At 74.8% G+C, this 21,347-nt stretch carries 22 protein-coding genes; 13 read left to right on the top strand and 9 right to left on the bottom strand.

What is annotated here, in order from left to right:
* Nucleotides 1-2 precede the first annotated feature (2 nt).
* The 4 genes from ABT014_RS15390 (at nucleotide 3) to ABT014_RS15375 (ending at nucleotide 4,785) form a co-directional block, all read left to right on the top strand.
* The gene (locus ABT014_RS15390; RefSeq protein WP_350639231.1) at nucleotides 3-968 is read left to right on the top strand and encodes a carbohydrate ABC transporter permease; all 966 of its coding nucleotides are present in this window, start codon (nucleotides 3-5) and stop codon (nucleotides 966-968) included.
* On the top strand, nucleotides 965-1,780 hold the full coding sequence (locus tag ABT014_RS15385; protein ID WP_350639230.1) for a carbohydrate ABC transporter permease: 816 nt from the start codon (nucleotides 965-967) through the stop codon (nucleotides 1,778-1,780). Before ABT014_RS15390 ends, ABT014_RS15385 begins: the two co-directional genes overlap by 4 nt.
* Before the next feature lie 5 nt (nucleotides 1,781-1,785).
* Nucleotides 1,786-3,693 carry a glycoside hydrolase family 36 protein gene (locus tag ABT014_RS15380; protein WP_350639229.1) on the top strand — a complete coding sequence of 636 codons (1,908 nt, stop codon included), beginning with the start codon at nucleotides 1,786-1,788 and terminating at the stop codon, nucleotides 3,691-3,693.
* 63 nt (nucleotides 3,694-3,756) lie between these two features.
* Nucleotides 3,757-4,785 (top strand): LacI family DNA-binding transcriptional regulator, encoded by a 1,029-nt coding sequence (locus ABT014_RS15375; RefSeq protein ID WP_350639228.1) that lies wholly within the window; start codon nucleotides 3,757-3,759, stop codon nucleotides 4,783-4,785.
* Nucleotides 4,786-4,838: 53 nt separating this feature from the next.
* Here the strand turns inward: ABT014_RS15375 and ABT014_RS15370 are convergent, their stop codons facing one another.
* The 3 genes from ABT014_RS15370 to ABT014_RS15360 form a co-directional block, all read right to left on the bottom strand.
* Nucleotides 4,839-6,173, bottom strand: a complete 1,335-nt coding sequence (locus tag ABT014_RS15370) for an RNA polymerase sigma factor (RefSeq protein ID WP_350639227.1) — start codon at nucleotides 6,171-6,173, stop codon at nucleotides 4,839-4,841.
* Nucleotides 6,146-6,565, bottom strand: coding sequence for a YciI family protein (locus tag ABT014_RS15365; protein ID WP_350639226.1), 420 nt, complete (start codon nucleotides 6,563-6,565; stop codon nucleotides 6,146-6,148). The genes ABT014_RS15370 and ABT014_RS15365 overlap by 28 nt, the downstream gene beginning before the upstream one ends.
* A gap of 150 nt (nucleotides 6,566-6,715) precedes the next feature.
* Entirely contained in the window at nucleotides 6,716-7,864 is a 1,149-nt protein-coding gene (locus ABT014_RS15360; protein WP_350639225.1) for a PP2C family protein-serine/threonine phosphatase, read from the bottom strand.
* A gap of 230 nt (nucleotides 7,865-8,094) precedes the next feature.
* On the opposite strand from ABT014_RS15360, the gene ABT014_RS15355 reads away from it, so the two are divergent.
* The 6 genes from ABT014_RS15355 to ABT014_RS15330 all read left to right on the top strand — a co-directional run bounded on the left by ABT014_RS15355 (nucleotide 8,095) and on the right by ABT014_RS15330 (nucleotide 14,182).
* Entirely contained in the window at nucleotides 8,095-8,604 is a 510-nt protein-coding gene (locus ABT014_RS15355) for a DUF1269 domain-containing protein (RefSeq protein WP_350639224.1), read from the top strand.
* Between the two features lie 146 nt (nucleotides 8,605-8,750).
* Nucleotides 8,751-9,776 (top strand): alcohol dehydrogenase catalytic domain-containing protein, encoded by a 1,026-nt coding sequence (locus tag ABT014_RS15350; RefSeq protein ID WP_350639223.1) that lies wholly within the window; start codon nucleotides 8,751-8,753, stop codon nucleotides 9,774-9,776.
* Nucleotides 9,777-9,808: 32 nt separating this feature from the next.
* Complete coding sequence (locus tag ABT014_RS15345; protein ID WP_350639222.1) at nucleotides 9,809-11,575, top strand: MOSC domain-containing protein; 1,767 nt, start codon at nucleotides 9,809-9,811, stop codon at nucleotides 11,573-11,575.
* 93 nt (nucleotides 11,576-11,668) lie between these two features.
* A complete protein-coding gene (gene msrA, locus ABT014_RS15340; protein WP_350639221.1) occupies nucleotides 11,669-12,199 on the top strand; it encodes a peptide-methionine (S)-S-oxide reductase MsrA in 531 nt (176 codons plus the stop codon).
* A gap of 209 nt (nucleotides 12,200-12,408) precedes the next feature.
* Complete coding sequence (locus ABT014_RS15335) at nucleotides 12,409-13,029, top strand: DUF4328 domain-containing protein (protein WP_350639220.1); 621 nt, start codon at nucleotides 12,409-12,411, stop codon at nucleotides 13,027-13,029.
* A gap of 88 nt (nucleotides 13,030-13,117) precedes the next feature.
* A complete protein-coding gene (locus tag ABT014_RS15330; protein ID WP_350639341.1) occupies nucleotides 13,118-14,182 on the top strand; it encodes a protein kinase family protein in 1,065 nt (354 codons plus the stop codon).
* 181 nt (nucleotides 14,183-14,363) lie between these two features.
* Here ABT014_RS15330 and ABT014_RS15325 read toward each other — a convergent pair whose 3' ends face one another.
* Both ABT014_RS15325 and ABT014_RS15320 read right to left on the bottom strand, forming a co-directional pair.
* Nucleotides 14,364-14,945, bottom strand: coding sequence for a redoxin domain-containing protein (locus ABT014_RS15325; RefSeq protein WP_350639219.1), 582 nt, complete (start codon nucleotides 14,943-14,945; stop codon nucleotides 14,364-14,366).
* Between the two features lie 60 nt (nucleotides 14,946-15,005).
* Entirely contained in the window at nucleotides 15,006-15,449 is a 444-nt protein-coding gene (locus tag ABT014_RS15320; RefSeq protein ID WP_350639218.1) for a VOC family protein, read from the bottom strand.
* 216 nt (nucleotides 15,450-15,665) lie between these two features.
* On the opposite strand from ABT014_RS15320, the gene ABT014_RS15315 reads away from it, so the two are divergent.
* The 3 genes from ABT014_RS15315 to ABT014_RS15305 all read left to right on the top strand — a co-directional run bounded on the left by ABT014_RS15315 (nucleotide 15,666) and on the right by ABT014_RS15305 (nucleotide 17,687).
* Complete coding sequence (locus tag ABT014_RS15315) at nucleotides 15,666-15,845, top strand: hypothetical protein (protein ID WP_350639217.1); 180 nt, start codon at nucleotides 15,666-15,668, stop codon at nucleotides 15,843-15,845.
* Nucleotides 15,846-16,118: 273 nt separating this feature from the next.
* Nucleotides 16,119-16,766, top strand: a complete 648-nt coding sequence (locus tag ABT014_RS15310; protein WP_350639216.1) for a DUF1275 family protein — start codon at nucleotides 16,119-16,121, stop codon at nucleotides 16,764-16,766.
* Between the two features lie 423 nt (nucleotides 16,767-17,189).
* A complete protein-coding gene (locus ABT014_RS15305) occupies nucleotides 17,190-17,687 on the top strand; it encodes a hypothetical protein (protein ID WP_350639215.1) in 498 nt (165 codons plus the stop codon).
* A gap of 243 nt (nucleotides 17,688-17,930) precedes the next feature.
* On the opposite strand, the gene ABT014_RS15300 is transcribed toward ABT014_RS15305, so the two are convergent.
* The 4 genes from ABT014_RS15300 to ABT014_RS15285 are packed head-to-tail and all read right to left on the bottom strand — an operon-like array spanning nucleotide 17,931 to nucleotide 21,340.
* Nucleotides 17,931-19,064: a class I SAM-dependent methyltransferase gene (locus tag ABT014_RS15300; protein ID WP_350639214.1), complete on the bottom strand. Its 1,134-nt coding sequence runs from the start codon at nucleotides 19,062-19,064 to the stop codon at nucleotides 17,931-17,933.
* The gene (locus ABT014_RS15295) at nucleotides 19,061-20,242 is read right to left on the bottom strand and encodes a glycosyltransferase (RefSeq protein WP_350639213.1); all 1,182 of its coding nucleotides are present in this window, start codon (nucleotides 20,240-20,242) and stop codon (nucleotides 19,061-19,063) included. The genes ABT014_RS15300 and ABT014_RS15295 overlap by 4 nt, the downstream gene beginning before the upstream one ends.
* Nucleotides 20,239-21,084 carry an alpha/beta fold hydrolase gene (locus tag ABT014_RS15290; RefSeq protein ID WP_350639212.1) on the bottom strand — a complete coding sequence of 282 codons (846 nt, stop codon included), beginning with the start codon at nucleotides 21,082-21,084 and terminating at the stop codon, nucleotides 20,239-20,241. Before ABT014_RS15290 ends, ABT014_RS15295 begins: the two co-directional genes overlap by 4 nt.
* A gap of 1 nt (nucleotide 21,085) precedes the next feature.
* Nucleotides 21,086-21,340 (bottom strand): phosphopantetheine-binding protein, encoded by a 255-nt coding sequence (locus ABT014_RS15285; protein ID WP_350639340.1) that lies wholly within the window; start codon nucleotides 21,338-21,340, stop codon nucleotides 21,086-21,088.
* Between the last annotated feature and the right edge of the window lie 7 nt (nucleotides 21,341-21,347).

Here is a 21,347-nt window from a genome sequence, read left to right as displayed (position 1 = left end):
CGATGGCCCTCGCCCCTCCTCCCGGCCCCACCCGCGCCGCCGGCGCCGCCGGCGCCGCCGCACCGGCCGCCGTGCCGCCGGCCGGCCGGCGCCGCCCCGCCCGGCGCCGGCAGTTGACCCGGCACTCCGTCCCCTACCTGCTGATCATGCCCGCCGTCCTCGGCTTCGCCGTGTTCAAGGCCTACCCCGTCGCCGACTCGCTCCTGATCAGCTTCACCACCGGCAACGACGCCGACAGCCACTTCGCCGGCCTCGCCAACTACCGTCGCCTGCTGGCCGATCCACTCTTCTGGACCGCGCTCAGGAACACCGGCCTGATCCTGGCCGTCCAGGTGCCGCTGATGCTCGGCCTCGCCCTGCTGGTCGCGCTCGGCCTGAACTCCACCAAGGTCCGGCTGCGCGCGCTGTGGCGGCTCGGCGTCTTCGTCCCCTCGCTCACCGGCCTGGTCGCCGCCGGCGTGATGTTCTCGGTGATCCTCAACCGCGACGCCGGACTGCTGAACTGGGTCCTGTCCCTGTTCGGCGTCGACCGGGTGAACTGGCTCGGCAGCCCGGTCTGGGCCCGGGTCGGCGTGGTCCTGGTGATCACCTGGCACTACACCGGCTACAACGCGGTGATGTACCTGGCCGGCCTGCAGGGCATCCCCACCGAGCTGTACGAGGCCGCCATGGTCGACGGCGCGGGCCCGGTCCGCCGGTTCACCGCGATCACCCTGCCCCAGCTGCGGCCGATCCTGCTGCTGACCGTGGTGCTCTCCACCATCGGCACGCTCCAGCTCTTCGACGAGCCGTACGTGCTCACCGGCGGCGGCCCCGACAACGCCACCCTGACGGTCACCATGTACCTGTACGACAACGGCTTCAAGTACTTCGACTTCGGCTACGCCTCCGCCCTCGCCTACGCGCTCGCGCTCCTGGTGTCCGTGCTCGGCATCGTGCAGGTCCGCCTGATGGGAGAGCGCCGGTGAAGGCCCGCGGCCCGCTGCTGACCCTGCTGCTCGCCGGCGCCTTCGGGCTCTGCGTCGGCCCGTTCTACTGGCTCGCCGTGGCGGCCACCCAGGACGACAAGGACGTGTTCTCCTGGCCGCCCGCCCTGCTGCCCGGCGGCCACCTGATGGAGAACCTGCGCGGCCTCCAGGAGTCCGTCGGCCTGACCCGGGTGCTGCTCAACACGCTGGTGGTGGCCGGCGTGCAGACCGTCGGCGCGGTCACCGTGTCGGTCCTGGCCGGGTACGCCTTCGCCAAGTTCGAGTTCCGCGGGCGCAACCTGTTCTTCGTCCTGCTGCTCAGCACCCTGGTGGTCCCGGACACCGTGATGCTGATCCCGATCTTCAAGATGATGATGACGTTCGGGCTGATCGACTCCTACCAGTCCGTCATCCTGCCCGGCCTGGTCACCCCGTTCGGCATCTTCCTGATGCGGCAGTCGCTGCGCTCGATGCCCGACGAACTGCTGGACGCCGCCCGGGTGGACGGCGCCGGCGAGCTGCGGGTGCTGCGGCAGATCGTCATCCCGGTGAACCGGCCGGTGATCGCGGCGCTCGCGCTGTTCGTCTTCCTCGGCGGCTGGAACCAGTTCGTCTGGCCGCTGATCGCCCTGCGCAGCCCCGAGATGTACACCCTGCCGGTCGCCACCGCGACCCTCCAGGGCCTGTCCACCACCAACTACGCGCAGGTCCTGCTCGCCGGCGCGATCGCGGCCGTCCCCGTGATGGCCCTCTTCCTCGTCCTGCAACGCCAGTTCATCTCCGGCCTGCTGGCCGGGGCCACCAAGGAGTGACCGCCGTGACCACCGCAGCACACCCCGCCGACGAGCGGCCCGACGAGCGGCCCGACGAGCGGCCCGACGAGCCGGACGCCACCGAGGCACAGCCCGTCCCGGCCTGGCGGCCCAACACACCCGCCGGCCCCGCCCCCGCCACCGTCCGCCACCTCCGGCTCGCCACCGGCCTGGTGCACCGCACCGGCGCCCCGCTCACCGTTCACCTCACCGTGCTCGGCGCCGACCGCGCGGACACCGAGGTCACGGCGGCCGGGGACGGTGTCGTGCTGGTCGAGGTCCGGGTGCCGGTCGCGGCGACCGTCCGCGCCGAGTGGCGGGTCCCGTGCGCCGGGGCCACCGCCTACTGGACCCCGGACACCAACGCCTCCCGCTGGCTGCCGCCGTCCTGGATCGCCCCCCGCACCGTCTCGCTCGCCTTCGGTGCCCCCGTCGCCAGCCTGGTCGGCCCGGACGACCGCGCGCTGTGCACCGCCGCGGCCGGCGGCAGCGGCGAGCCGGTGCGGGTCGGCGCCGGGGTGGTCGAGGAGAGCGGGGAGTTCGCCTTCACCGTCGAGCAGGACCTCACCCCGGACGGCCCGCCGCTGCGGCTGCGGATCGACCTCGGCGGCGGCCACTTCGCCACCACCCTGCGGGACGTGACCGCCTGGTGGGCCGAGGGCCTGAGCCACCCCGGCATCGCACCCGCCGCCCGGCTGCCCGCCTACTCCACCTGGTACAGCCTGCACCAGAACGTGGACGCGGTCGCCGTCGAACGCCAGGCCGCGCTCGCCGCCGACCTCGGCTGCGCGAGCATCATCGTCGACGACGGGTGGCAGACCACCGACCGCACCCGGGGCTACGGCCACTGCGGCGACTGGGACGCCAACCCGGCCGCCTTCCCCGACCCGGCGGCGCACGTCGCCGAGGTCCACCGGCACGGCCTGGCCTACCTGCTCTGGTACGCGCTGCCGTTCATCGGCCGGCACAACGCGGCCTGGAGCCGCTTCGAGAAGCTGATCCTGCGTGAGGAGCCGCACCTGGACGCGGCCGTGCTCGACCCCCGCCACCCGGAGGTCCGCGCCTACCTGATCGACCAGGTTTCCCGGTCCGTCGAGCAGTGGGGGATGGACGGCGTCAAGCTCGACTTCATCGACCGGTTCGCCGTCGCCGACCCGCCGCCCGCCCCGGCCGGCGCCGACCACGCCACCGTCCACGAGGGCCTGCGCCGGCTGCTCGCCGACCTCGACGCCCGCCTGCGCCGCACCCGGCCGGACGTGATCGTCGAGCACCGCCAGCCGTACGTCGGGCCGGGCCTGTGGCCGTACGCGACCATGGTCCGGGCCACCGACTGCCCGCTCAGCCCGGCCGAGAACCGCCAGCGCACGGTCGACTGCCGGCTCACCGCCGGCCCGATCGCCGTGCACGCCGACATGATCATGTGGCACGCCGCCGAGACGCCCGAGGCGGTCGCCGTCCACCTGATCAACGCGCTGTTCTCGGTGCCGCAGATCTCCGTCGACCTCGGCGCCCTGGACCCGGGGCAGCTCGCCGTCCTGCGGTTCTGGCTCGGCGTCTTCCGGCGCCACGCCGAGGTGCTCCAGCTCGGGGCGCTCGAACCCGCCCGGCCGGACCTCGGCTACCCGCTGGTCCGCGCCCACGACGGCCGCACCACCGTGGTCGCCCGCTACGCGCCGCTGCCCGTCGAGCTGCCCGCGCGGGACACCGCCGGCGGCCCGCAGACCCTGCTGGTCGCCAACGCGGACCGCGACCCGCTGGTGCTGCTCACCGCAGCCCGACCGGAACGGGCCCTCGCCCGCGTCCAGGACTGCCGTGGTGAGATCCTGTCCGAGACCGTGCTCGACCTCGCGGCCGGGGTGAACCCGGTGACCGTCCCCACCGGCGGCCTGCTGACCCTCACCCGCGAGCACTGACCCCGGGGGCGGGGGCGGCCGCCCGCCGCCCCCGGCCCGCCGACCACCGCCAGCAGAGGAACGATGACCGCTCGACAGGTGACCATCGAGGACGTCGCCCGCGCCGCCGGGGTCTCCCGGCAGACCGTCTCGAACGCCCTCAACGCACCCCAGCGGCTGCGCGCCAGCACCCTCGCCCGGGTCACCGCCGCCATCGACGAACTCGGCTACCAGCCCGACCAGTCCGCGCGCAGCCTGCGCACCGGCACCCGGAAGGTGATCGGCTACCCCGCCCCGGCGGACAACCCCGCCGACCCCAACCCGCTGATGGGGGGCTTCCTGCAGGCCCTGGTCACCGCCGCCGACGCGGTCGGCCACCGGGTCCTGCTGTTCCGCTCGGACCCGGGACAGGGCGCCGCCGCCGTCGCCCGCTCCTTCCACGGCCTCATCGCGGGCCGCCAGGTGGACGGCTTCGTGCTCTCCGACGTGGTGCACGACGACCCCCGGGTGGACGTGCTCACCGAGGCCGGATTCCCGTTCGCCGCCTTCGGCCGCACCGCCCCCGGCCGCCCGCAGAACTGGGTGGACATCGACTCCACCGCCGCCACCGCCGCGCTGGTCGACCTCCTGGTCGGGCAGGGCCACCGCCGGATCTGCTACCTCAACTCCGCGGCCTCGCTGCCCTGGCTCGCCGACCGCCGGGCGGGCTTCCTGCGGGCGGTGGCCGGGGTGCCCGACGGCGGGTTCGAGGTCGGCGTCCCCGACGACGACCCGGCCGCCCTCACCCGGGCCGTCCGGCGCCTGCTCACCGGCCCCGACCGCCCGACCGCCCTGGTCTGCGCCAGCGACTGGCTCGCCCTGACCGCGTACCAGGCGGTGCGCGCCGCCGGGCTGGTGGTCGGCGACGACGTCGCCGTCACCGGCTTCAACGACATCCCGCTGTGCACCCTGCTGCAACCCGCGCTGACCAGCGTGCGGCTGCCGCTCGCCGCCATCGCCCACCACCTGGTCGACCGGCTGATCACCGCCGTCGAGGACCCGGCCGCCGCCCCGGCGAGCGGGCTGCTGCTGCCCGCCGAGCCGGTCCTGCGCGGCAGTTCGCCCCAGCGGTAGCGGCCCTCGACGGCCTGCCCTGGCCTGACCCGCCCTGGCCTGGCCCGCTTGGGTCAGGCCAGGGCGGCTGCCTTGCGCAGCAGCACCGAGCGCTCGGGCAGGTTGCGGCAGAGCCGGGCGGCGAGCTCCAGCTCGGCCCGCGCCTCGACCGTCCGGCCGAGCCGGACCAGCAGCTCCCCGCGCACGGTCGGCAGCAGGTGCGAGCCCGACAGGCGTCCGCCGACGGCCAGTTCGTCCACCAGCGCGAGCGCCTCCAGCGGATCGCCCGCCATCGCCACCGCCACCGCGCGGTTGAGCTCCACCACCGGCGAGGGAGCCACCCGGCCGAGCGCCTCGTACAGCAGCACGATCCGCTCCCAGTCGGTCTCCGGCACCGAGGGCGCGCCGGCGTGGCAGGCGGCGATCGCGGCCTGCAGGCCGTACGGGCCGAGACCCCGCCCGAGCGCGGCGGCCCGGCCGAGCGCGGCCAGCCCGCGGCGGATCGCCGACCGGTCCCAGCGGCGCCGGTCCTGGTCCTCCAGCAGCACCGGCTCGCCGTCCGGCCCGGTCCGGGCGGGGAAGCGCGCCGCGGTCAGCTCGCACAGCGCGAGCAGCCCGTACACCTCCGGCTCGTCGGGCAGCAGCGCGGAGAGCATCCGGGCCAGCCGGATCGCCTCGTACCCGAGGTCGGCCCGGAGCAGCTGCTCCCCGGTGGTGGCCGTCGCGCCCTCGGTGAAGATCACGTAGAGCACGCTCAGGACACCGCCGAGCCGCTCGCGGCGCTGGTCGGCCGGTGGCAGCTCGAACGGCACCCCGGCGGCCGCGATGGTCTTCTTCGCCCGGGTGATCCGGGCCTGCACCGTCGGCACCGGCACCAGGAACGCGCGGGCGATCTCCTCGCTGGACAGGCCGCCGACGGCGCGCAGCGTGAGCGCCACCCGGGCCTCGGGGGAGAGTACCGGGTGGCAGGCCACGAACATCAGCGCCAGGACGTCGTCCTCCACCCGGTCCGGGTCCCACGGGAGGTCGTTCGCGCGCTCCGGCGGCTCGGCCGCGCCCGAGCTGGCCCCGCCCTCGGTGAGGCGGCCGGCCAGCTGGGCGTACCGCTCGTCCAGCGCGGACCGGCGGCGGAACTGGTCGATCGCCCGCCGCCGGGCGGTCGACAGCAGCCAGCCCACCGGGCTGGCCGGGGCGCCGTCCCGGGCCCAGGCGACCAGCGCCTCGGCCACCGCCTCCTGGGCCACGTCCTCGGCGAGGGCGAAGTCCCCGGTGTAGCGGGCCAGCGCGCCGACGATCCGGGCCGACTCGATCCGCCAGACGGCCTCGACGGCCCGGCGCGCCTGCTCGGCGCCCGCCGGGCCGTCGCTGCCGCCGGGGGCGGTCAGAGCTGGCCCGTCCGCTCGCGCCACGCCCGCTCCTTGATGATCCACTCGTTGTCCTGGGGGAACTCGTCGATCCCCGGCACCCGCCGGACCTCGCACTTCGACCCGCTGATCGCCGGCAGCCGCTTGGCCCACTCGATCGCCTCCTCCTTCGAGGCCACGTCGATCAGGTAGAAGCCGCCGAACAGCTCCTTGGTCTCGCCGTACGGCCCGTCGGTGACCACCGGCTGCTCGGAACCGTAGTCCACCACGACGCCCTTGGACGGGTCGTCCAGGCCCTCGGCGGCCACCAGCACCCCGGCGCGGATCAGCTCGTCGTTGAAGCGGCCGATGGTCTCGAGCATCTCCTCGAAGGGGGTCTCCATCATCTTCGCCATCGACTCGTCCGTGCCACGCATGATCAGCATGTACTTCGCCATCACCGGTCTCCTCGTTCGGGGGGTCGCTTCCCGACCCTCTCTATCCCAGGTCGAACGGCGCGGCCAGGGATCGACACGGAGGACGGACCGGGACCGAAATTCTTTCTGCCCGGTGTTCGTGCATGCGCGGCCGGCAGCCGGGGCCGGGGATCAGGGCCTGCCGCCGGGGGTGTCCGGCGCCGGTGCGGTGCGGCGGACGGCGACCATCGCGACGTCGTCGGCGAGGCGGGCGCCGACGTGGCGGCGCAGATCGGTGTGGACGGCGTCGAGCAGTTCGGCGGGCGCCAGCGCGTGCCAGCGGCCCAGGCGTTCGGTGAGCGGGTAGAACCGGCCGGTGCGGTCGCGGGCCTCGACGACACCGTCGGTGTAGAGCAGCAGGGTGCTGCCGGGCGGGAAGTCGAAGGCGTCGGCCGGGGGCCGGGCACCGGTCAGGTCGCCGAGGCCGAGCGGCGGGGCGGCGGTGGCCGGGTCGAGCGGGCGCACCGCGCCGGCGTGCAGCAGCAGCGGCGGCGGGTGGCCGAGGTTGGCCACCAGCACCTCCCGGCCGTCCTCGGCCGGCAGGTCGAGCAGCACGGCGGTGACGAAGTCGCCGAGGTCGGCGCCCCGCCCGGCCTCGGCGGCCCGCTCCAGGAGGTCCTGGCGCAGGCTCTCCTCGACCTCGGTGACCAGGTTGGCCAGGTGCACCTGGTGCCGGGCGGCCCGGCGGAAGGCGCCCAGCACCTGCCCGGCGGTCTCCACCGCCGCCAGGCCCTTGCCCTGGGCGTCGCCGAGCAGGAGCCGGACCTTGCCGTGGGCGACGGTGGCGGCGTAGAGGTCTCCGCCGACCGAGGACTCCTCGTCGGCGGTCAGGTAGAGGCTGGCCAGGTCGAGCGGGCCGATCCGGTCCGGCGGCGGGCGCAGCAGGGTGTGCTGGAGCACCCCGACCGCCGACCGGGAGCGGGCCAGCTGCCGCTCCCGCCGCTGCCGGACCGCGGCGGCGACCAGCGAGGCGACGCTGATCAGCAGGATGGTGGCGAGCTGGACGGGGAAGTTCGGCGACCCCAGCTGCCCGTTGGCGTGCCCGGAGAGGATCACGCACGGGAACATCACGGCGATCACCACGGCCACCCCGGCCGGGCTGCAGAAGGCGGCCGACAGCGGCGGCGCGGCCACCATCAGCGGCCCGAACCGGATGTTCGGCGGGGTCAGCTCGTCGACCACCAGCAGCGCGACCGGCAGCGCGGCCATCGCCGCCACCTGGAACCAGGGCTGCCGCCACCGGCCCGACCGCCTGATCCGCGCAGCGATGCCGGGTGCCACCCTGTCCCACCTCCCGCAATCCCGCCTGCCCCGTGCCTGCTCCCAGCTTCGCGTACCGGGCCGCCGGTGGCCGCCCGGGACCCGCGGGCGGAGGCCGGCGCCGGTCGGGCGCTCGCCCGGCGCCGGGGTGCGGGGCGCGCCGGCCGCCCGCATCCTGGCACTGCGCCGCCCCGTACCGCGGGAGCGCGGCGCACCGCACCCGTACGAGCGTGTGAGTCAGGAGAGCTCCGATGGCCAAGCCCGACGCAGTCTTCGTCTTCATCGGCACCTACCCGAGCGAGGCCGCGGCGCGAGCCGACTACGGCGTGCTGAAGGACCTGCACGCCGCCGGTGCCGTCGGGAGCTACGACGCCGCCGTGGTCACCAAGGACGACACCGGGAAGGTGCACGTCGACAAGGACGAGACGGCCACCCGGCACGGCGCGTGGGGCGGCGCGGCGGCGGGTGCGGTGGTCGGCCTGCTGTTCCCGCCGGCGCTGATCGGGACGGCCGCCGTGGGTGCCGCGGTCGGCGGCCTGGGCGGTCACCTGTGGCGCGGGATGTCGCGGGCGGACGTCAAGGAGTTCGGCGAGATCATCGACGACGGCCAGGCCGCCCTGGTCGTGGTCGGGGCGAGCACGATCGCCCAGGCGGTGGAGAAGGCCGAGCTCAAGGCCGCGAAGCGGATCGCCAAGGAGCTCGACGTGAGCACGGGTGACCTGGACAAGGCCGTCCGGCAGGCTGCGGGCGAGGTCGCCTGAGGCCGCCCGTCCGGCCCAACTCGGCCAGCCGCAAGGGATCATGAAGGCCCGGCCCGCTCGGCGCGCGTGATCCGGCGGGAGCTGGTGTGCTGGTGGGCGGGGGCGTGATCGACCGCGTATCCGTCGCGTATCCGGGAGAGTTGCTGATGAGCACCTATCGAGCGGCGCAGATCGCCGCACTGGGCAGTCCGTTCGAGATCGTCGAGCGGGAGGTCCCGCGACCGGGGCCCGGCCATGTGCGGATCGCGGTGGAGGCCTGCGGCGTCTGCCACAGCGACGCGGCCTTCGTGGGCGCCCTGCTGCCCGGCGTCCGGTTCCCGCTGGTCGCCGGGCACGAGGCGGCCGGGCGGATCGAGGAGCTGGGCGAGGGCGCCGCCCAGCGCGGCTGGCAGGTGGGCGACCGGGTGGCGGTGGGCTGGTTCGGCGGGAGCTGCGGCCACTGCCCGCCCTGCCGGCAGGGCGACTTCGTGGTCTGCCAGAACCTCAAGGTCCCCGGCTGGGCCTACGACGGCGGCTACGCCGAGCAGATGATCGCACCCGCCGACGCGCTGGCCCGGATCCCCGAGGCGCTGTCGTCCGTCGAGGCGGCGCCGATGGGCTGCGCGGGCGTGACCACGTACAACGGCCTGCGGCGCAGCCCCGCCCGGCCCGGCGACCTGGTCGCCGTGCTCGGCCTCGGCGGACTCGGCCACCTCGGGGTGCAGTTCGCGAACGCGATGGGCTTCGAGACCGTGGCGATCGCCCGCGGCGGCGCGAAGGCCGAGCTCGCCGAGCGGCTCGGCGCGCACCACTACATCGACAGCACGGCCGGCACGCCCGTCGCGGACGCCCTGCAGTCGCTCGGCGGCGCCCGGGTCGTGCTGGCCACCGCCGCCAACTCGGACGCCATCACGGCCACCGTGGAGGGCCTGCGCCCGCGCGGCGAGGTGGTGGTCATCGGCGCCGACGCCACCCCGCTCGGGATCGCCCCGAACCAGCTGCTGTTCAGCGCCCGGGTCATCCGCGGCCACCCCTCGGGCACCGCCCAGGACGTCCAGGACACGCTGGCGTTCAGCGTCCTGAAGGGGATCCGTCCGATGGTGGAGACGGTGCCGCTGGCGCAGACCGGGGAGGCGTACGACCGGATGATGGCCGGCGCCGCCCGCTTCCGGATGGTCGTCACCACCGGCTGAGCCGTCCGGTGCCCAGTCGCGAGGTACCCGCCGTGGCCACGCTCGTCTCCGTCAACGTGGGTCTGCCCGCCGAGGTCTCCTGGCGGGGCCGGACCGTGCGCACCGGCATCTGGAAGCGCCCGGTCACCGGCCCCCGGATGGTCCGGCGGCTGAACGTCGACGGGGACGGGCAGGGCGACCTGGGGGGCCACGGCGGCGAGCACCGCGCCGTCATGGTCTACCAGACCCAGTCCTACCGGTACTGGGAGCGGGTGCTCGGCCGCACCGACCTCGAACCGGGTGGGTTCGGCGAGAACTTCACCGTGGACGGGCTGGCGGACGACGAGGTCCGGATCGGTGACCGCTACCGGATCGGCCGGGCCGAGTTCGAGGTCAGCGCGCCCCGGGTGACCTGCTACCGGGTCGGCCTGCGGCTGGACGAGCCCGCGATGCCGGCCCTGCTGGTCTCCCACCGGCGCCCCGGCTTCTACCTGCGGGTGCTCACCGAGGGCGAGGTCGAGGCGGGCGACGAGATCGTCAAGCTGCGCTCCGGCCCGGACGGGATGACCGTGGCCGAGGTCGACGCGCTGCTGTACCTGCCCGGCCACCCCCGCGAGCGCCTGGTCCGGGCCCTGGAGGTGCCCGCGCTCAGCCCCGGGTGGCAGGGCTCGTTCCGGGCCCTGCGGGATCAGGAGGGGAAGGACGGCACCGGGCGTGCGGGCAACGCGGGGCTGGGCCCGCCCCCCGAACCGCCGCCCGCCTGGCCCGGCTACCGCCCGCTGACCGTCACCCGGGTGCGCCAGGAGAGCCGGAGCATCTTCTCGCTCCGGCTGGCCGCCCCCGACGGGACCCCGCTGCCCGCCGCCCTCCCGGGCCAGTACCTCACCCTCCGGCTGCACCCGGGCCCGGACGGCCCGCCGCTGGCCCGCAGCTACTCGCTGTCCGGCCCACCGGGCGCCCCGACGTACCGGATCGCCGTCAAACGCGAACCCTCGGGCGCCGCCAGCGGCTGGCTGCACGCCCACGCCGCGCCGGGCGGCAGCCTCGAGGTCGCCGCCCCGCGCGGCAGCTTCACGCTGGCCGACGGCCCGGGGCCGGTGGTGCTGCTCTCGGCGGGCGTCGGGGTCACCCCGGTCCTGGCGATGCTGCACGCGCTCGCCGAGGCCCGGTCCGCCCGGCCGGTGTGGTGGCTGCACGGCGCGCGCGACGGCGCGGACCACGCCTTTGCCGCCGAGGCCCGGGCGCTGCTGGCTCGGCTCCCCGACGGGCACGCCCGGATCTGCTACAGCCGTGCCCGGCCCGAGGACCGGCCGGGCAACGACTACACCGACCCCGGCCGGCTCTCCGCGGATCTGCTCGGCCGCCTCACCCTGCCCGCCGACGCCGACGCCTACCTGTGCGGACCGGCCGCCTTCCAGCTCGAACTGACCGCCGCCCTCACCGGGTACGGGCTGCGCCCCGAGCGGATCCACGCCGAGACCTTCGGCGCGGCGGCGGCGCTGACCCCCGGCATCGCCCCCGCGGCCGCCCGGCCGCCGCACCCGCCGCCCGGCGACCCCGGCCCGGGGCCCGCCGTCTCCTTCGCCCGCAGCGGGGTCACCGCCGCCTGGGACCCGCGGTGGGCGAGCCTGCTCGACCTCGCGGAGGCCTGCGACGTACCCGTGCGCTGGTCCTGCCGGACCGGCGTCTGCCACACCTGCGAGACCGCGCTGCTGGCGGGCCGCGTCCGCCACGAGCCGGCGCCGCTGGACCCGCCGGCCGGGGGCATCGCGCTGATCTGCTGCGCCCGGCCGGACTCGGAGATCACCCTGGACCTGTGAACGGGCCGGTCGGCGCCGGGCCGGACCGGTGGGAAGGAATGATCTCCGCCGCCTGCACGTTGGCGCTACCAGACACGATGTAGGGAGGACCTGGTGGCCGTGCAGACTCAGAAGGCTGTCCTGGCGGGTGGGTGTTTTTGGGGCGTTCAGGCGCTCGTCCGGCGGCAGCCCGGAGTGATCGCGACGAGGGTGGGCTACAGCGGCGGTGACGTCCCGAACGCCACGTACCGCAACCACGGCACCCACGCCGAGGCGATCGAGATCACCTTCGACCCCGCGGTGACGGATTTCCGAACCATCCTGGAGTTCTTCTTCCAGATCCACGACCCGAGCACGGTGAACCGGCAGGGCAACGACGTCGGCACCAGCTACCGGTCCGCGATCTTCTACCAGGACGACGAGCAGAAGCGGATCGCCGAGGACACCATCGCGGACGTGGACGCCTCCGGCATCTGGCCCGGCAAGGTCGTCACCGAAGTGGCCCCCGTGGGCCCGTTCTGGGAGGCCGAGCCCGAGCACCAGGACTACCTGGAGCGCTACCCGGACGGCTACACCTGCCACTTCGTGCGCCCCGGCTGGAAGCTCCCGCGCCGCGAGACCGGAACGCCGGAGGGCGTCCGCTGACCCGTTGAGGCAGGCCGGCCCGCGCTGAACGGTCGGCCCCACCACGCGCGACCCACCGATGGGCCGGTACCGGGACAACCGGTGCCGGCCCATCGTCGCCCGTGCGCCCCGAGCCGCGGGGACGGCCGGCCTCGTCGACGGCTCCGCAGCGTGCGGCGGGGGAGGCGCGGACGCGGGCTGTGGAACCCTCGTCTATCGTCTGAGCGATCATGTGGCGAACCCTGCCGCGTGCGAACCTCCGGGGAGATCTGCGCGTGAAGCCGTCGTCCAAGGTCCCGAGCGCCTGCGATCCGAGGCTGCTGGCGACGGGCACGCAGGTGTTGCTGTTCGCACAGGCCGTCGAGCAGGCCGTGCTCGGGGTGACCGACGGGAGCGGGTCCCAGGTCTACATGGCGACGGGGATGTGGACCATGCCCTTGTTCCTCGGGACCGTCGTGGTGTTCCTCGGCTGGTTCCGGCGGTGCCGGCTGAACGCCGAGCTCTTCGCCCCGAAGACTCACACCTACGCGCCGGGACGCGCGCTCGGTGTGTGGTTCGTACCGGTCGTGATGTGGTGGGCACCGCGCAGAGCCGTCCTCGACATCGCACGGGCAAGCCGCCCGGACGGCTCGACCTGGCTCGTCAACGCCTGGTGGGCAGCCTGGATCGCGAAGTCCGTCGCGATTCCGCTCTACATGGCGGTCGACCTGGAAGGCAGCCCGAACCAGCCCTGGATCGCCGCGGTCCAGGTCCTCGCGTGCATCCTCGCCATCGCCATGGTCCAGCAGGTCACCGCCGGCCAGTCATCAAGGATCGGGCGAACCGGTCGACAAGCTGCTCCGGCCGTCTGAGGCTCCTGTCCTCCGGGGCGCCCGAGACCGTGTGTTGGCGTTCCTATGATCGGTGGTGTCCTGGTTCGAGTCTTTCGAGGAGCACTGGATGCGCCACGCTGATTCCGTGTACGCCGCTCGGCTCACCTCCCACCGGAGCGTGGCTGCCCGCCTGTCCCGGCTGAGTGACAGCCAGGCCGGCGAAATCCTGGCGTCGGCCTCGGCGATCGGGGCCGGCATCGGCGGCAGGTGTGCGGAGCTGGACCTCGGCGGTACACGGATCTTCGTCAAGCGGGTGCCGCTGACAGACATCGAGACGCGGCCGTCGGGTGTCCGGTCGACGGCGAACCTCTTCGGCCTGCCGCTGTTCTACCAGTACGGGGTAGGCTCGGCCGGTTTCGGTGCCTGGCGGGAACTGGCCGCACACACCATGACCACCAGCTGGGTTCTGACCGGGGAGTACGAGGGTTTCCCGCTGATGTACCACTGGCGCGTCCTGCCCGATTCTCCTCCCGAGGGCTTCGCGGACGAGTTCGGGGGCATCGACGGAGCGGTCGCGTACTGGGAGGGCTCACCGGCCGTCCGTGCACGGCTGGAGGCCATCGGCCGGTCTTCCTGCAGCCTGGTGCTGTTCCTGGAGCACATTCCGCAGACGCTCGGTGAATGGCTGCACGGGTGTCCGCAGACCGTGCCGTCGGCCGACACCGACTGCTCGTACTCGTGGGTGGAGGCTGCCCTGGCGCGTGGAACGGCGTTCATGCGCTCTCGCGGGCTGGTGCATTTCGACGCCCACTTCCGCAACCTCCTGACCGACGGCCGGCTGGTCTACTTCGCAGATTTCGGGCTGGCTCTGAGCTCGGACTTCGAGCTCGCAGCAGCCGAGCGGCAGTTCCTCTCGGACCACCTCGCCTACGACCGCCACTACACCGCCGGCCACCTGGTCCACAGTCTTGTCCACCGCCTCCCGGGCGGTACGGACCCGGACACGCTCCTGCGGGAATGGATCGAAGGCCGCCGCCCTGACGGCGTTCAGCCTGGGATCGCCGCGATCATCGAGCGCCATGCCCGAACCACTGTTCTCCTGGACAAGTTCCACCGTCGACTGCTGTCCGAGACCAAGTGGGCGCCGTTCCCGGCCACCGAACTCAACAGTGCCGCAGGGATGGCGAGGTAGCTCATCGCTGCCAAGGCCGACGGGGGACATTCCAGCCCTACGCGGTGGGTGCTGTCCCGGGGTTTGCCGCGGCGCCGGCGGTGCGGGTGAGGCGGCGGAGTACGAGGGCGATGGCGCTCCCGTGCAGCGGGTCGTGTCGTGGCCGGATCGGACACGCGCTCCGGCCGATCGGACCCACTGGTCAGGTGCCGGTGCCGCCGGTCGGGTAGGGGTGGTGGTGGGAGTGGTCGCCGGCTTCCCAGGCCTCGCGCAGGCCGGGGGCGGCGAGGTCCCAGTCCGGGCGGCAGGTGCGGGTGACCTCGCGCAGGTCGCGCCAGAGGTCGGCGACGGACGGGCGGCCCCAGAACCAGTAGCCGTTGTAGACGCTGTGGATCACCAGGCCCGGTGCGAGCACCAGGGTGTGCGGGATCATCGGGTCGTGGTGCGGGTCGGTGTACTCCTGGATGTCCAGGTCCTTCTGCACCTTGCGGCCCGGGTCGGACAGGAAGGTCCACTGCGCGCCCACGGCGGCCCGGAACTCGCCGACGGTCAGGATGTTGTCGGTCGCGATGGTCACGATCCGGGTGTACGCCACCGCGACCTCCGCCTGGTGCGCAGCCAGTTCCAGGTGCTGCTGGTGGTCCTTCGGGCAGTAGTGACCGCGCGAGAGGATCAGGATCATCGGATCGATCCCCTGCAGCTCGCTCAGCGTGCGGCGGGTCTTGGTGTGGTCGGTCAGCTGGTAGTCGGGAAAGACCCCGCCGGGCACGATGTCAGCGCGCACAGGACTGCTCCTCGGTCGATGATCGGTCGCTCTCGGTGGCGTTCGGTGGGCCGCCCGTGGTCAGCGGCCGGGCAGCCGCTCGGTGATCTCCTGCAGCACCCAGCCGTTGCCGTCCGGGTCGGCGAACGAGGCGAACGACCCGTAGCTGCTGCGCTCCGGGTCGGGGCCCGGCACCCGGCCCGCCGTCCCGGCCCGGTGGAAGACCCCGCCGGCGTCGTGGAACACCTCGCCGACCTCGACCCCGCGCCCGACCAGCTCCGCCCGCGCCGCCTCGATGTCCGTCACCACCAGGTGCAGCCCCTCGGCGGAACCGGGCCGGGCCGAGCTGAGCCCGGTCCCGAAGATCACCGAACAGGCCGAGCCCGGCGGGGTCAGCTGGACCACGCGGAAGTCCTCGCCGGAGGCGACATCGGCGTCCAGCCGCCAGCCCAGCCCCTGGTAGAAGCCCTTGGCCCGGTCGACATCGGTCACCGGCACCACCACGACCTCGAGCTTCATCTCCATGACCTGCTCGCCTCCTCCTGGCTCGACGGCGGCCGCCTCGGCGGTCCACGCGCGGGCCTTGCGGCCACGGACCGAGCATCGGCCACCCCACGGCGGCGGGCAACCGGGCGGCGCCGCCCTGCGGGACGGTCGGCACCGGCGGAATCCGGACGCCCGGGCGCCGCCGCACTCCGTACACTGCGGGCGACCGGGGGACGCGGACGGGGAGGGGACGGCATGGGTGGGCCGCAGGTGTCGAGCGGCGCCGAGCTGCCGGCGCGCCGGGCCGCGGGCGAGGTGTCGGCCGAACGGTGGGCCGCGCTGCACCCGCTGATCCTGCGGTTCCCCGGCACGCTGCCGGAGCTGCTGGACGGCGCGGACCGGCAGGCCGCCGGGGTACGGGGGCTGGACCCGTGATCGCGCCGCCGAGCGGCTCGACGTGGTCGAGGGCCTGGTGCTCCGGTACTGGCGGGAGGACCTGACGGCCGGGCAGCGGCTCGCCCCGTGGGTCCGGCGACCCCCCGGCCGCCCGGCCGCCCGGCCACGGGGCTCAACGGATGCGGGACCGGGGACGAGGTGGGAGGCTGGCGGACAGGTCCGCGAGGGTAGCCGGGAGGGCTGAGGTGTCCGGATGGCGTCCGTGACCGCCGGTCGGCACAGCGGCGGCCCGCCGGTACGGCCGGGGGCGCCGTGACCCGGGCCCTGCTGGTGCTCGCCGCCGGCGCCGCCAACGCCTTCGGCTTCCTCGCCCTCGGCGGCGTCTTCACCAGCGTCGTCACCGCGAACTCCGCCGTGCTGGGCCTGAGTCTGGGCACCGCCCACCTCGGCGCCGCGCGGCTGGCCGGACTCGCCCTGCTGGGCTACCTGCTGGGGGCCGTCACGGGCAGTGCGGTGACGGCCGGCCGGGGCCGGCTCCCGGCACGCGGCCTGCCCGGCGGCCTGGCGGTCGAGGCGCTGGCGCTGTGGCTGGTGACGGCCGGCTGGCTGGCCTGGGACGCCCACCCCGACGCCGGCCGGCGCGCGGCCCTGCTCCTGCTCACGGCGGCCGCGATGGGCTGCCAGAACGGCAGCGTCCGAGTGGCGGCGGGCACCGGCGTCACCACGTCCTTCCTGACGGGCGCGGTCACCTCCGCGGTCGCCGCACTGGTGACCCGCGGCCGGGGAGCCGCGCGCGACTCGGGCGTGGTGCTGCTCTTCATCGCGGGCGCGGCCGCCGGCGGCGCCACCTTCCGCTGGCTGCACCCGGTGGCCCCGCTGCTGCCCACCCTCCTGGTGACGGTGGCGTTCGCCACCGCCCGCGGGCGAGCACGGCAGGCGGTGACGGACACCGGGGGCTGACGGACCGCGGGCGCGGACGGCCGGCAGCGAACGGCGCGCTGAGCGGCTGACTGTCGGGGACCTTGGAGAGGGCCGTGCTCACCGGTCCGACGACGGTTTTGCAGGGCCCGTCCGGCCCGTTGGCGTCGGGGGTTCGACGCTCGTGGTCGATCCGTCCGGGAGGGCGCGAGCGTCCAGGCGTGGTACCACCGGCCGGTCGGGTGACCGGAGGGGGCGTCCCGCTGCGCCATGCCGGTGATTCCCCGGTGCTGTTCATGGCCTCGACCGTCGTTGGGACAGAGACCAAGTAGCTTATAAGGGTGGGAAGTTGAAGGCAGGATGAGGGGCTTCGGCCGGCGCCGTCGAGGGCCTCACCCCGGAGCGGACTGTGATCGGCTTGGTGCCGAACCGGGCGACGGGCCCGGCCGTCCCTTCGGAGCTGTCGTGCGACGTCTTTCCTCTCCCCGTGTCATTGCCTGGTCGATCGCCGGCGTGGTCGCCGGCTCGATCGGTGCGTTCAGCCTTCCGGCCCTCGCCAGTAGCCCGGCCACCCACCGGGCGGCCCCGGTCCAGGTGCTCGTCCTGGACTTCAGCGGTGGCGGTCTCCCGGACTCGTTCCCGGACACCTTCGGCGGCTCCGCGAAGCTCAAGAACACCGACAACGAGGTGGTCGGCGACGTCCAGGTCGCCTGCGCCAAGGAGCCCTCCGACTCTGCCGTCGCGGTCTGCTCCGGCTTCGTCGACATCGCGAGCGGCGACAACAAGGGCATGGTCTCCTTCACCACCCGCCTGCCGCTCAGCGCCGGCGCCGTGCCTCCGGTCAGCGGCGAGGGGGGCTTCGTCGGCGTCGTCACCGGCGGCACGAGGGTGTACGAGGGCATCACCGGCGAGGTCCGGATCAAGTGGACCGCCTCCAACGTCTACGCCCTGAACTTCGCCTGATCGCCGAACACCCGCCGCCGTGGTGCCCCGCTCGGCTCGGGCCGGGCACCACGGCCTCCGGGCCGCCGGGTGAACGGCCTCCCCGGCCCGCCGGGTGTCGGTGTGCCGCCGGGTGTCCGTGATGACCAGGTCGTCGTGCAGGGCAGCGGCGGCGCCGAGGCACTGCGCCGGGGCAGCTGCGGTGCGGATCGGATGCCGACAGCCGTCCGTACGCGGCGGTGCGACCGGGGCGGGCGGGGCGACTCAGCCCGACGTGGAGGCCTCCCGCTCCGGGGCCTCGGGGGTGCGGCGGGCGACCAGGCGGTAGGCGTTGGACAGGCCCGTCCGGCCCGCGACGGGGGCGATCAGGCGGTCGAGCAGGAAGGCCAGCAGCAGGGCCGGTGCGGCGGCCAGGAACAGCGCGCCGCGCAGCGCACGGCGCAGCCGGCCGGGCGGCGTGCCCGGGAGCCAGGGGGCGTCCTCGCGCGGGGCGAACGCGTCGAGCAGCAGCCAGCAGGCGGCGATCAGGTCCACCGGGTCGTGGGCCTCGCCGTGCTGCTCCCGCAGCACGGTGAAGCCGAGTTCGCCGAGCCGACGCCGGAGGTTGGCGGCGGGCACCAGGTTCAGGTGCTGGGGCTGGAGCCACGGCAGCCACCAGCGCCCGAGCAGCCGGGCGTAGCGGCACCGCGGGTCGGGGACCTCGATCAGCAGCAGGCCGCCGGGGCGCAGCGCTTCCCGGGCCGCCTCCAGTTCGCGCGCCGGGTCGGTGCTGTGCTCCAGGTAGTGGAACATGCTGACCACGTCGTAGCGGCCGGCCAGCCTGCCCGCGAGTTCCGGGAAGGAGCCGCGGTAGCCCTGGGCCAACCGGCCCTGCTGCTCGGCCAGTTCGACGCCCTCGCTGAGGTCGAGGCCGTCGAAGACGGTCCGCGGGAAGACCGCGCGGGCGCTCTCGCAGAAGTGGCCGTGCCCGGTGCCGACGTCCAGCCAGGTGCCGGGCGCGGCCTCGTACGGGGCCACCGAGCGGGCCCGGCCGCGGTAGACCGCGCTGCGGGTGCCGAACATCCCGGCCAACCGCTGCTCGCCGAGGCCGTCGTAGAAGTCCCGGTAGTAGAACTCCAGCCCGGCGCCGGTCAATCGGGGGTTCTGGAAGACGTGCCCGCAGTCCCGGCACTCGTCCAGCTCGAACCGTCCGGGCTTGTGCTGGAGCAGGTCGGTGGTGCGCAGCCGCGGGCGCAGCCCGGTGGAGCCGCACCACGGGCAGGTGGCGCGGCGCGGCTCGAAGAACCGGGCGGTCCCGGCGGCGAGGTCGGCCCGGTAGCCGGGGCGCAGCGCGGCGATCCGCCGCGCCCGTGCGGTACCGGTGTCCGTCCCGCCGCCGGTGGGGTGATCGGTGGTCATCGGGGCTCCCTCGCGGCGGTGGTGAGGAGGTGGTCGAGCGCGTCGGCGGCGGCGGTCGCTCCGCCGGCCGAGCGGAAGGCGGCGCCGATCCGGCCGGCCGCGGCGCGGTGCGCGGGGTCGTCCAGGACGGTGTCCACGGCGCGGCCGACCCGCTCCGCGGCGCTGCGCCCGAACCGGACCCGCACCCCGGCGCCGGCCGCCGTCACCTGCGCGGCCACCACCGGCTGGTCGTCCCGGATCGGGGCGACCACCAGCGGCACGCCGTGCCACAGCGACTCGCAGACGGTGTTGTGGCCGGCGTGGCAGACCACGGCGGCGGTGCGCGCCAGCAGCTCCAGCTGCGGGACCGAGCGCGCCACCCGCAGGTCGGCGTCGGGCGCCGGGTCGCCGAGCACGCCGCCCGGGTCGACGATCACCGTCTGGAGCCACCCGGAGCGCGCCCGGAGCGCGTCCCGGCAGGCCGTCAGGAACTCCCGGCCGGCGTCCGGGTTGGCCGTCCCCAGCGTGACCAGGACGCAGCGGCGGTCCCGGTCCAGCCACTCCCACGGGAAGGCGGCGCCCGGACGTGCCGTCAGGGACGGGCCGACGAACCGCACCGGGCCCGGCCGCGCGATCGGCCCGGTCAGTTCCGGGGTGGTGAACGCGAGCACCAGGTGCGGGGAGAACCGGAGGTCCCCGGCCGCGTCCGGGCTCCCGAGCCGCGCGCGCAGGTCGGCGAGCAGTCCGCTGATCCAGGCGTCCACCAGCGGCATCCCGTCCAGGGCGCCGGTGAACTCGGCGGAGGTGGTGGCGGTGGTGGCCCACGGCAGTCCGAGCCGCTCCGCGACCAGCGCCCCGGCCAGGGCCTGCTGGTCCACCACCAGCACGTCGGGCCCGAACCGGTCCACGGCCTGCGCCACCCCCGGCACCATCGCCTCGGCGAGCGGGACCAGGAACTCCTGCCAGAGGAACTTCAGCGCGGCCGGCCCGCGCAGCTCCGCGGGCCGGGGGACGGCCGCGCCCTCGGCGGCGACCTCGCAGCGGTACACCCGCGCACCGGGCCCGGCCAGCGGTCCGACCACCTCCGGCAGCCCGGCCCAGGCGATGGTGTGGCCGCGGGCCGCGAGCTCGGCCGCCACCCCGACGGCCGGGTTGACGTGGCCGACCAGCGGCGGCACCACGAACAGGAACCGGCTCACCGCAGGCCCTCCTCGACCAGGTCCCGCCCGGCCCGGGCACCGGGACCGCGCAGCGCCGCGCCGTGCCGGCGCAGCCAGGCCAGGGTGAGGCCGAGCACGGTGTCCGGCGCCTCGATCAGCACCGAGTGCTCCTGCCCCGGTACGAAGGTGCTGCGGCAGTCGGGGAGCAGCTCCTCCAGCCAGGTGGCCTGGTCGGCGAGGTCGGACTCGCTGCCGTACACCGCCAGCACCGGGCAGCGGACGGTGCGCAGTTGCGCCTCGGCGGGCAGCAGGCTGGCGGGGATGTCGCGGGCGACCGTGGTGGTGTCCAGCAGCCGCCCGGCCGCGCGGGCCAGCCGGGCGGTGTGCGCGCCGCGCCGGGCGGTGACCCAGGCCAGCGTGGTCTCGTCGGACAGCTCGGTCTCGGCCCGCCGCAGGATGCCGTCCAGCTTGGTGGCCCAGCCCGCCGAGGCGGGCTCGGACTCGATGGCGAGGATCCCGGCGATCCGGGACGGGCGCCGCAGCGCGAGGCCGAACGCCACCGTGCCGCCGAAGGAGTTGCCGACCAGGTGCACCGGGCCGTCCCCGGTCAGCCGGTCCAGCAGCCCGACCGCGTCCTCGACGAACCGCTCCAGCCGGTAGCCGCTGGGCGGGCGGCCGCTGCGCCCGTGCCCGCGCTGGTCGTACATCAGCACCTCCACCCCGGCGGCGGCGAGGGCGGGTGCCAGGGTGAAGTAGTAGCTGGCCAGGCTGTCGGTCAGCAGACCGTGCAGCAGGACGGCGGTCGCCGCGGGCGGGCGGCCGTCCGTCGGGCCGAGCCGCTGCACGTGGAAGCGCAGCCCGTCGAGCTCGACGAAGGCCATGTCAGCCCCGTTCGGCGGGCTGCAGCCGGGCCACCACGTGCTCGACCAGCCGGCCCACGGTCAGGCCGATGATCTCGTCGAGTTCCATCGCGGCCAGGAACTCGGCGAAGTTGATCCGGTCGCCCCAGCGCTCCTGGAGCTGCCCGGCCAGGGTCACCAGGTCGATGCTCTCCAGGCCGAGGTCCTCGGTGAACCGGGCGTCCATGGTCACCTCGGCCTCGTCCAGGCCGTACTCGTCGAGCACGACGGCCAGCATGCCGGTG

Origin of the sequence: Kitasatospora sp. NPDC094015 (assembly GCF_040304075.1) — a bacterium.
Classification (GTDB): Bacteria; Actinomycetota; Actinomycetes; order Streptomycetales; family Streptomycetaceae; genus Kitasatospora.
This window is presented reverse-complemented; position numbering and strand designations above follow the sequence as displayed.

Bases quoted from the DNA above. Each gene is read 5' to 3' on its own strand.
- ABT014_RS15330 (WP_350639341.1), top strand. From the start codon at position 13,118: ATGCGCCACGCTGATTCCGTGTACGCCGCTCGGCTCACCTCCCACCGG.
- ABT014_RS15320 (WP_350639218.1), bottom strand. From the start codon at position 15,449: ATGGAGATGAAGCTCGAGGTCGTGGTGGTGCCGGTGACCGATGTCGAC.
- ABT014_RS15315 (WP_350639217.1), top strand. From the start codon at position 15,666: ATGGGTGGGCCGCAGGTGTCGAGCGGCGCCGAGCTGCCGGCGCGCCGG.
- ABT014_RS15350 (WP_350639223.1), top strand. From the start codon at position 8,751: ATGAGCACCTATCGAGCGGCGCAGATCGCCGCACTGGGCAGTCCGTTC.
- ABT014_RS15365 (WP_350639226.1), bottom strand. From the start codon at position 6,565: ATGGCGAAGTACATGCTGATCATGCGTGGCACGGACGAGTCGATGGCG.
- ABT014_RS15300 (WP_350639214.1), bottom strand. From the start codon at position 19,064: ATGACCACCGATCACCCCACCGGCGGCGGGACGGACACCGGTACCGCA.
- ABT014_RS15355 (WP_350639224.1), top strand. From the start codon at position 8,095: ATGGCCAAGCCCGACGCAGTCTTCGTCTTCATCGGCACCTACCCGAGC.
- ABT014_RS15390 (WP_350639231.1), top strand. From the start codon at position 3: ATGGCCCTCGCCCCTCCTCCCGGCCCCACCCGCGCCGCCGGCGCCGCC.
- ABT014_RS15285 (WP_350639340.1), bottom strand. From the start codon at position 21,340: ATGCTGGCCGTCGTGCTCGACGAGTACGGCCTGGACGAGGCCGAGGTG.
- ABT014_RS15375 (WP_350639228.1), top strand. From the start codon at position 3,757: ATGACCGCTCGACAGGTGACCATCGAGGACGTCGCCCGCGCCGCCGGG.
- ABT014_RS15335 (WP_350639220.1), top strand. From the start codon at position 12,409: ATGTGGCGAACCCTGCCGCGTGCGAACCTCCGGGGAGATCTGCGCGTG.
- ABT014_RS15290 (WP_350639212.1), bottom strand. From the start codon at position 21,084: ATGGCCTTCGTCGAGCTCGACGGGCTGCGCTTCCACGTGCAGCGGCTC.